Genomic DNA, 7,968 nt, shown 5'->3' on the forward strand with positions numbered 1-7,968 from the left:
ACCAAGGAAGCACGAAGGCAGGATAGGCTTTCCAGCCGCTATTTGGTACAATTTCTTTGTGCCAGTACTGAAAACACTCGTTGAGACCGAGATCAAAGCACGCTTTCGCCACATGGCAGCGGCACGCGGACTGTCCGAATCGGAACTACTCCGAGCCATAATCCTGACCGTGACCAGCGAGGAAGAAAGCAACGGCCACCCGATAAAACCGGATGCAGAACGAACCGACATCGACCGCATGACGGTACGGATGCCGCGCTTCTTGATGGAGGCCACCAAGGCGCGAGCAAAGACCAAAGGCATGGCTCCAAGCCGGTGGATAACGGCGCTGGTGCAAAGTCACTTGATCAAGAGTCCTGTCATGACCACCGATGAACTGGTCGCGTTGCAGGCCACCAGTCGGGAACTTCTTGCCATTGGTCGCAACATCAACCAGATCGCCCACGCACTGAATTCCGCCGCGCTGAGTTCCGCCTTGCATGAAACCGAGCGTGTGAAACTGGAAAATCTGACCGAACTGCGCCAGGTTATCACCAAAAGTCGGGCGGCAATCCGGGTATTGGTCCGGGCCAGCCAAAACTCATGGGAGGCAGACAGTGAAACTAATTGAATCCGAGTTTGGTAATGCTTTGCATGGGCCAGTCAAACGCAAGATCAACAACACCAGAAAACTGCGGGTGACGGCCCAACGGGTTTCTTCCAACTCAACGGAGGTTATGGTCAAGATCACTGGTTTTGGCAAGGGTGCTGGGCACGTCAAGGCGCATTTGAACTACATCAGCCGCAACGGCAAAGTGGAACTGGAAAACGACCGTGGCGAGATTCTCAGCGGCAAGGATGAAGTCAAAGAGTTCTTCAAGGATTGGGAAAAAGACTTTTTCGACAGCAAGCGCCGTAAGAACCAGCGTGACACGATGCACTTGGTTCTTTCTATGCCGGAAACTACAGATCCGGAATCTGTGCACCAAGCGACCAAGCTGTTTGCCAAGGAAACTTTCGGTAAAAACCATGAATATGTTTTTGCGCTGCACACCGATGAACCGCACCCGCATTGCCATGTGATCGTCAAATGTCTTGGATTTGACGGCACCAAGTTAAATCCCAGGAAGGCCGATTTGCAGGCTTGGCGCGAAGGGTTCGCAGAAAAACTGTGGGACCAAGGCGTTAATGCAGAGGCCACGCCACGTCGCGCCCGTGGGGTTGTCAAGAAAGCCGAGCCGACCGTCATCCGGCACATCGAGCGGGGCGACAAGAGTCATGAACCGCGCGTTTCCAAGGTCAAGGCAGCGAAGGTCAAAGAGGCGGTCCAGGAACTGGCTGCTGAGGCCAATGGCGTGCTGGTTCCGGCAAAACCTTGGGAGGAAGCAATCAAAGTACGTCAACGCCAAATCCGCCGTGCTTGGTTGGCCGTTGCCGATGCCTTGGAGCAGGAACCAACCCGTCTTACTTTCAACCAGAAGGAACAACGCAATGAGCGACCAAACTACGACAGAATCAGCCTCGACCGCGTCCAAACGAGCCAACGAGCCGTTGCGGTATATCAGTCCAACCTTGAAAAATCTGGACTCCAGGCACCGACCCGATCCATCGCCAGCGTGCGAAACCTGTCCAGTCTCGATGTGGTTCACCACCGACGAGCTTCTCAAATGCTTCTGCAGGCGAATGCACCTGATCGTTTGGGACGGGAGGGGGGCGCCGATCCTGAAGTGCGACGGGCGCGAACTGGCGATTCTCGCGCTCTCGGAGGAGGAAAACAGCTAGATGGCTACCAGGGAACTGCCGAGGAAAACAGGGTGCTTGCAGGCCGCATACGGGCCTTTGTGGGGGCTATGCCGGGCATTGACACTGAGTTGCACCAGATCAAGAAGGATCTGGTGCAGCGGTTCACCAAGCGGGCCGAAAAGACCCATGAGGAGGTGCGGATTGAGTCGCGTCAGAGCACGGATGAGAGGACTTGAACCAACAGCACCACAAAGCATTGAGGACGGGTTTCGACCAGTTTTGGCTCACCTTCCCAGATGGTCATGGAATGGCGAAGTTGGCGTTGATGGAAATTGACTCCGCCACTGGGACGACGATCCTTTTGCGACCGTGGCCCGCGTTCGAAACCTCTTGCACTTTGACCAGGCCCAGCTTCGTGAGGCGCGCGACATCCTTCGACACGGCGCTCTGCTCGCGATGCACGGCAACCGCCAGCTCGGAGATGGATCTGGACTTCCTAATCGCCGCGCGCAACAGCTCCACCCTCTTCGGCGTCATTTCCGACACGAATGCGACGAACTCAAGGCTCGTGAAAGTTACCGCGTGCGGTAGCTTTGGCGCGTTCGCGTCCAGCGCTAGCGCAACCTCCCGCCCTCTGGCCACATGGGCGTGCAACTCGGGATCGTTGTGGAAGTCTTCGATGCTGATCTTTTTTGTCGCCATCATTTGCCCTTATTGACGTGCTCGAGCGCTACTGCCATCCACTCATCTTGGAAACGGTTATAGAGCGCTTCGTAGCTGGTGAAAACTTCTGGCGTGCGCTCCCCGAAGTAATGCTTGTGCGAAAAACCGTGGCTATTGTCGTAACCGAGGACGCGACCATGGTCTCCTGAGTAGATGCTGTGATTGATATATGCCAGCGTGTATTCGAGCACCTTGCCGGATGGCATTTCACGAACCACGAGCTCTTTGAGCACTCCGCCCCCAAGCTTTTTTTTGATCTGCACATCCTTGGGCGCATACCGTTCCATCTGAGTGAACTTCTTACCAGCCATGATCCATCACTTCATATCTGTTGTCAAGTTGGCGAAACGGTGCCTGAGGTGCCAACTGGCATGGGCAACACCATCGGCGGCAGGCATTGAGTCGTCTCACACATGCTTCCCAAGGAGAGTTGAGATGAGCAAGATGACCGCCAGATGCGCTGGGTAGTAGGCATAGAAGACATGCCGCACGCGCGGCACTTGGAGCTTGATCAGGGGTGTGATCAGCATCATGGGGACGGCCGCCAGAGCCCACAGGTTTCTATTCACGATGAACAGCATGGCCAGTACCACGGCGCAGACCGCCACGGCTACCATGTTGGTCGTCTTGAAGTACCACCAGGCAGTCAGCACAAACGCGACGGCAGGCCACCAGAATTCGACCATCGATCCACCCAGGAGAAACAGGGTCGCAGCGCCCACCAGGCGCGCGAAACCGCCCTGCTCCACCATCCAGGCCACGCTGGTGGCAACCAGCAGCGTGAACAGGATGTTCAGGGGCCACCAACCTGCCAGAAGACCGCCCAGGCCGATGAAAAACGGGGTTGCGGCCAGCCCATAGAGCGCCAGGCGTTTCATGGTGCGACCATAGAGGCCAGAGGCCAGAGCACCGGGGCGAGCCAGGTTGTACGCCAGGACAAAGCCGAAAATCGGCATTGCCAGGCGGCCAGCAGCGAAGGCCCAAGGTAGGCTGTTGCCGAGAAGGTACTTGTTGACGTGATCGAGCGTCATCAACACCACGCCGAACCATTTCAATATTTCTACGGTGCCATCGGCAATCACCACGCGTGGCAAGACGCTCGCCGTTTTTGGCGGGTGCCTGCCCCCGACGGCCAGCTTAGGCATGTGACCGCTTATTTCGCGTGTGCCTTGTGTGCTTCCACGTAGGAGATGGTCTTCATCGCGCTGTACTTGTGGCCAGTTTGACCGGCTGGCCTTTGAGTTCGGCAATGCGCGTGTTCACAAACTCGAATTCGACACGGCGATTGAACGCCCTGCCCTGCGTCGTGTTGTTCGTCGCGGCAAAGTCACCATCCGCTTGCGAGGAAACCTTGATCTTGTCGGTGCTGATGCCGTGGTCGATCAAGAACTTGCGCGCGGCCATGGCCCGGCCCAAGGCAATCTTGGCATAGAGCGCACCGGCCACCTTGGAGTCGGTGCGTCCGCGCACGTTCACTACATTGGCGGCTTTGCCCGCCGCAATCAGCACTTGCGCGATTTCGGCGCTTGGCTTGAGCGCCGTGCTGCCTGTGGGGAAACTGACCTGCACAATTGCGGCGGACGCAGTGACCATGCGGTCCTCGATCCCATCGAGGCGTTGATACACATTGAACAGTTCCTCGCCCGTGCTTTGCGGGTTCTTGCTCGCGGCATCGAACAGATACCGGGTTTTCTCAAGTTGCGACTCGCATAGCTTGAGTAGCGCGACAACGTCATCATCACCCGGTTTTGGTTTTGCTGCGGTGATTTCATCCGTTGCTCTCTTGACCACATCGCCGCCATTTGTGGAGGGTGGCGCTTGCGTCGGGGCCTTGGTGGCCGGAGTGGAGAAAACGCGCGTGGTGGTGGTGTTCCCGTAATCGGGACTTGCACCGTGCGCGCGGTCTTCCTTGGTGGCCACATGGGAGCATGCTGAGAAAAGCCCGGAAACGGCCAAACACAGGGCAATACGGGCGGGTTTCATTGGACGTGTTCCTTTTCTTTGTTGGCCTGGTGGGCGGTTGCCACTTTTTCCTTGATCTTCACTTTGGGCAGTTCGCCACGCTCAATGCTGTTGGCCACGTTCTGACGCACGCGAGCAGCCACAACAGCGCGCTGTTCGGCCGTCAGGCCGTCCGCTTCGGCCTTTTTGCTCATCGCAGCCACGCTCGCATATGCGCTGGCCAGCTCGGGGTGCTTGTGTGTGCCAACTTCGGCAGGATCCTTCTTGAAGGTTTCTGCGATCGCGACGGACCAAGCATTGCGGTGCGTTTCCTTTTCTTCCGACCCAATGACCCTGCCCCGCCCGTCGCGCACAGGCACAGTGACCGTGACTTGCTTGCTCCCCTCGTTTTCGAGTGTCACGTTGTCGCCTACCTTCGCGCCGGCATTCTTCATCGCGCGTTCGAGATCGACGCCCCAGGATGTCTTTTCTGCGCCCTTGTCGTCACGCACCGTAACGAAGTAGGACGCGCTGTGCTTCTCGTCGTGCAGGTACTTGGCGGCGCCGTGGGCCACTATGACGCCGGCAATCAGCTTCGCGCCGGCCGCATTGCGCTCGTGCTGCTCGTTTTTTGTCTGGGGCGCGGTGGTGGACTGGCCAGCGCTTGGGGTCAGCTTATCCCCGGTCTCGTTTTCGCGTCCGCGAAACGGCGCCTTGCCCTGCTCGATCCGGTTGGCCTGCATGTCGCCCTGCAGCTTGGCGAGTGCGGCCAAATCTTGGTCGGACGGCGTATAGCCCTTGACGTGCATGCCACGGGCGGCTGCCTCAAGCCAGGCTTCGCGGCGAAAGGTTTCGCTGCCGGAAACCTTGATTTCATCCCAACCACGTGATTGCGCGATACGGACCAAGTTCTTGGCAATCCGCTCGCTGTTGGAGCGCGTTTCGAGCTTGTTCCCCTTGTCCTCGAACGCAACCAGGTCGGTGTTCTTGGGGTGATAGAACTTGCTGCCCACGCGAAGATATTGGCGTTCAATTTCGGGCGGCACCACGGGTCGGTTGTCCTGCTGTTGCGCCGTGAATATCTCGTCCGATTCGACTTGGTTTCCTTTGAAAGCAGTGTCAACAGCCGTCGGTTGGCCGCCGGCATCGATAGTCGGCGCTTTTTTACCCAGGCGTCGCGCTTGGCCGCTTGCGCGCCATCGAGTTGCGCGTGTTCGCGCTCGATGTCCGGTCCGACCGTGTTCAGGCCGAGTTGCTTTTCCACGGCCTCGCGGTCGGCCGCGCGAGTGCGCGCCAAGTGCTCCATTGTGGTTGGCCTGATGACGAGTTGTTCGGCCGCGGCGGGGGCTGCGCGACCCGTAGTCGTTGACTCGCTTTGCTCCGCGAACTGGTCAGGTGCGGTTTTGGTCAGGTGCGCCATAAAGGCACGCTCGCTCGTGTATGCGTGCCGGAGCTGTTCGTTCTTGAATGGATTGGTCGCGTTCTGAGCATCTTGCGCAGCAAGGGATCGAGCAACGCTCATCGCAGCAAACTGTTGCGGCTCCAGGACGCGATTAGCGTCGCGCGTGGTTGAATCATCGCCGCTGATTTCCAGCACCTTCGTAGCCATGCCAGTTTCGGCCAGATTTGCAATCGTTGCGCGTTCTTCCTGCGTGAGAACGCGTCCGGATTGCGCGCGCTTCAACAATTCTTGGCCGAGCGTGTCCAGTCGGTGGGCCAGGGGCAACTTGTCATTCGTCAACAGCTCTTTCATGTTTCACCTCACACGCTGATGCCAGCTTGTTTGCAAAGGTTGTCGGCGTAGGCATGAAGCGCCGCTTCATCCAGTTCGCCCGCTTTCGGTTTCTCGACCGCAGAGAAATCGATGGAAAAATCCGCCAGACTCAGCTTGGCGAGGTTTGGAACATCGGCAGGGGTCACAGGCCGCTCGACCGTTACCACCTGCGCGGCGGCCTTCTGCGGAGCCTCGACCGTTAACGGAATGTCGCTGCCAACATTGCGGTTGTGGGTGGCAAGGTCGATCATCGGCACCGGTGCGCTGAGTTCGCCGGATTCAATCGCGTCGTCCAATTGCTTCTTGGTCGGCACCTTTTTACCAAGTCGGTTCAGCTTGGCTGATACTTCCTTGAGGCGATCCACAAAGGCATGATCCTTGAAGTACATGACTTTGTGTGCCAGGATCGGAGGCACGTCTTCCATGATCACGAGTTCGCGGCCCTTGCCAAGATTGGTGATTTCTTGCGGTAGGAGCATCGCCCGGCGCTGATCGGAATGACTTTCCGTAGGCGTTTTTCGGCCGAATATACCCTTTGCCTTCGACTCGGAAACGCCTTTGACAGTCTGATATCCAAGCCATTCGGAAATATCTCGCGCGGTTTGGGTTTCCGAGGCTTTTGGTGGGTAGATTATTTGCAATGCGTGGTTGGTTTGGAAAGTCTGTGCTGCATCCTTCCCATAGACTTCAGCCAACTGCGCGGGGCTTTGGATGATTGGCATCATACGCAGCCAGTAACCGGCGATGTAGCTGATTCCCTTCGATAGAATGGGAATTTTGCCAATAGCCGTAAACTCGTCCATCAACAACATGCAGGTGTACTTGATGCCCTTGTTTTGGTTAGGGAGCTCGCGGGTGTTCAAGTCGATCAATTGCTGAAAGAACAGATTGATCAGCGGGGTCATGCGTCCAAGGTTGTCTGGCGTTACTCCCAGGTAAATCGACATGCGTCGCTTGCGAACATCGCGCAAGTCAAAGTCATTGGCGCTTGTGGCCGCATCCACCAGAGGGTTCATCCACAGTTCGAGGCGCGATCGGAAGCCACCGATGATGCCGCTACGGGTATTTTCTGCGGAAATTGTAATGTAGGTGCTGAGGCCGCGAACGCAAGCGCCGGAAAGCGGTTCTCCTCCAGCTGCCCGATCATTGATGATCTTTGCGAAGTAACTCGCTCCGTCACCGTTGGCGAGGGTTTCACGTAGCACTTGGCCGAGTGTTACCGGCTTTCCGGGGGTTTCCAGAAGATAAAGAACGATGCCCAGGAACAGGCTTCGTGGCGTAGCCGTCCAGATTACGTCCGTTCCAGGCTGATCTGGGAAAAGCATGTTCCCGATCTTCTGCACGTCATCAATTCGGAAGTTCGGGTCTTCGCTGATGTAGGACAGCGGGTTATAGCGGTGCGTCCGATAATCGACGGCAGCGGGGTTGAACAGGTAGCACTCTTGGCCATGCTTGCGACGGTAGGCGCTGGTTATGTCCCAGTTCTCTTGCTTGATGTCCAGAACGACAACACTTTCTGGCCAGTTCAGCAAGTTGGGAATCACGATACCAACACCCTTGGGCTCCTCGTCGTTTCGTGTGGAAACCAACATGCACAATAGCCGCTGGTAGCGGACGCCAGCGGGCAGGTCGCCTCGGGCCTGTCCACAGGTCCACCAAGTTGATGTTGAACATGGGAGTGTCTGATGGGTGTTGAACTGGAAGCGCTGTTCACCAATGCGCTGGGGCTGCAAGCGCCGTGGGTTGTCGAGAACGTCAAACTCAACACCACCGACCGCCGGATCGACTTCGAGATTGGCTGCCAAGGC

At 57.3% G+C, this 7,968-nt stretch carries 8 protein-coding genes; 2 read left to right on the top strand and 6 right to left on the bottom strand.

Annotated elements, in window-relative coordinates:
• The coding region (locus VTU_RS30850) for a MobC domain-containing protein (RefSeq protein ID WP_010107926.1) at positions 1–610 on the top strand (610 nt) is incomplete at its 5' end.
• Complete coding sequence (locus VTU_RS31975; protein ID WP_081479898.1) at positions 597–1,958, top strand: relaxase/mobilization nuclease domain-containing protein; 1,362 nt, start codon at positions 597–599, stop codon at positions 1,956–1,958. The genes VTU_RS30850 and VTU_RS31975, both read left to right, overlap by 14 nt.
• Positions 1,959–2,022: 64 nt before the next feature.
• Here the strand turns inward: VTU_RS31975 and VTU_RS0120145 are convergent, their stop codons facing one another.
• The 6 genes from VTU_RS0120145 to VTU_RS0120175 form a co-directional block, all read right to left on the bottom strand.
• A complete protein-coding gene (locus tag VTU_RS0120145; RefSeq protein ID WP_010107937.1) occupies positions 2,023–2,424 on the bottom strand; it encodes an HVO_A0114 family putative DNA-binding protein in 402 nt (133 codons plus the stop codon).
• Positions 2,424–2,756 (bottom strand): toxin-antitoxin system TumE family protein, encoded by a 333-nt coding sequence (locus VTU_RS0120150; protein WP_138927976.1) that lies wholly within the window; start codon positions 2,754–2,756, stop codon positions 2,424–2,426. Before VTU_RS0120150 ends, VTU_RS0120145 begins: the two co-directional genes overlap by 1 nt.
• A gap of 96 nt (positions 2,757–2,852) precedes the next feature.
• Positions 2,853–3,590: a TraX family protein gene (locus VTU_RS0120155; protein WP_138927977.1), complete on the bottom strand. Its 738-nt coding sequence runs from the start codon at positions 3,588–3,590 to the stop codon at positions 2,853–2,855.
• Positions 3,591–3,642: 52 nt separating this feature from the next.
• Positions 3,643–4,428 carry an OmpA family protein gene (locus VTU_RS30855; RefSeq protein WP_081479899.1) on the bottom strand — a complete coding sequence of 262 codons (786 nt, stop codon included), beginning with the start codon at positions 4,426–4,428 and terminating at the stop codon, positions 3,643–3,645.
• Entirely contained in the window at positions 4,425–5,435 is a 1,011-nt protein-coding gene (locus VTU_RS34490) for an LPD7 domain-containing protein (RefSeq protein ID WP_010107944.1), read from the bottom strand. The genes VTU_RS30855 and VTU_RS34490 overlap by 4 nt, the downstream gene beginning before the upstream one ends.
• Positions 5,436–6,147: 712 nt before the next feature.
• The gene (locus VTU_RS0120175) at positions 6,148–7,752 is read right to left on the bottom strand and encodes a type IV secretory system conjugative DNA transfer family protein (RefSeq protein ID WP_010107945.1); all 1,605 of its coding nucleotides are present in this window, start codon (positions 7,750–7,752) and stop codon (positions 6,148–6,150) included.
• Positions 7,753–7,968: the final 216 nt, after the last annotated feature.

Source organism: Verminephrobacter aporrectodeae subsp. tuberculatae At4, from assembly GCF_000193225.1.
GTDB lineage: Bacteria > Pseudomonadota > Gammaproteobacteria > Burkholderiales > Burkholderiaceae_C > Acidovorax > Acidovorax aporrectodeae.

Bases quoted from the DNA above. Each gene is read 5' to 3' on its own strand.
- VTU_RS0120175 (WP_010107945.1), bottom strand. From the start codon at position 7,752: ATGTTGGTTTCCACACGAAACGACGAGGAGCCCAAGGGTGTTGGTATC.
- VTU_RS0120145 (WP_010107937.1), bottom strand. From the start codon at position 2,424: ATGGCGACAAAAAAGATCAGCATCGAAGACTTCCACAACGATCCCGAG.
- VTU_RS0120155 (WP_138927977.1), bottom strand. From the start codon at position 3,590: ATGCCTAAGCTGGCCGTCGGGGGCAGGCACCCGCCAAAAACGGCGAGC.
- VTU_RS30855 (WP_081479899.1), bottom strand. From the start codon at position 4,428: ATGAAACCCGCCCGTATTGCCCTGTGTTTGGCCGTTTCCGGGCTTTTC.
- VTU_RS0120150 (WP_138927976.1), bottom strand. From the start codon at position 2,756: ATGGCTGGTAAGAAGTTCACTCAGATGGAACGGTATGCGCCCAAGGAT.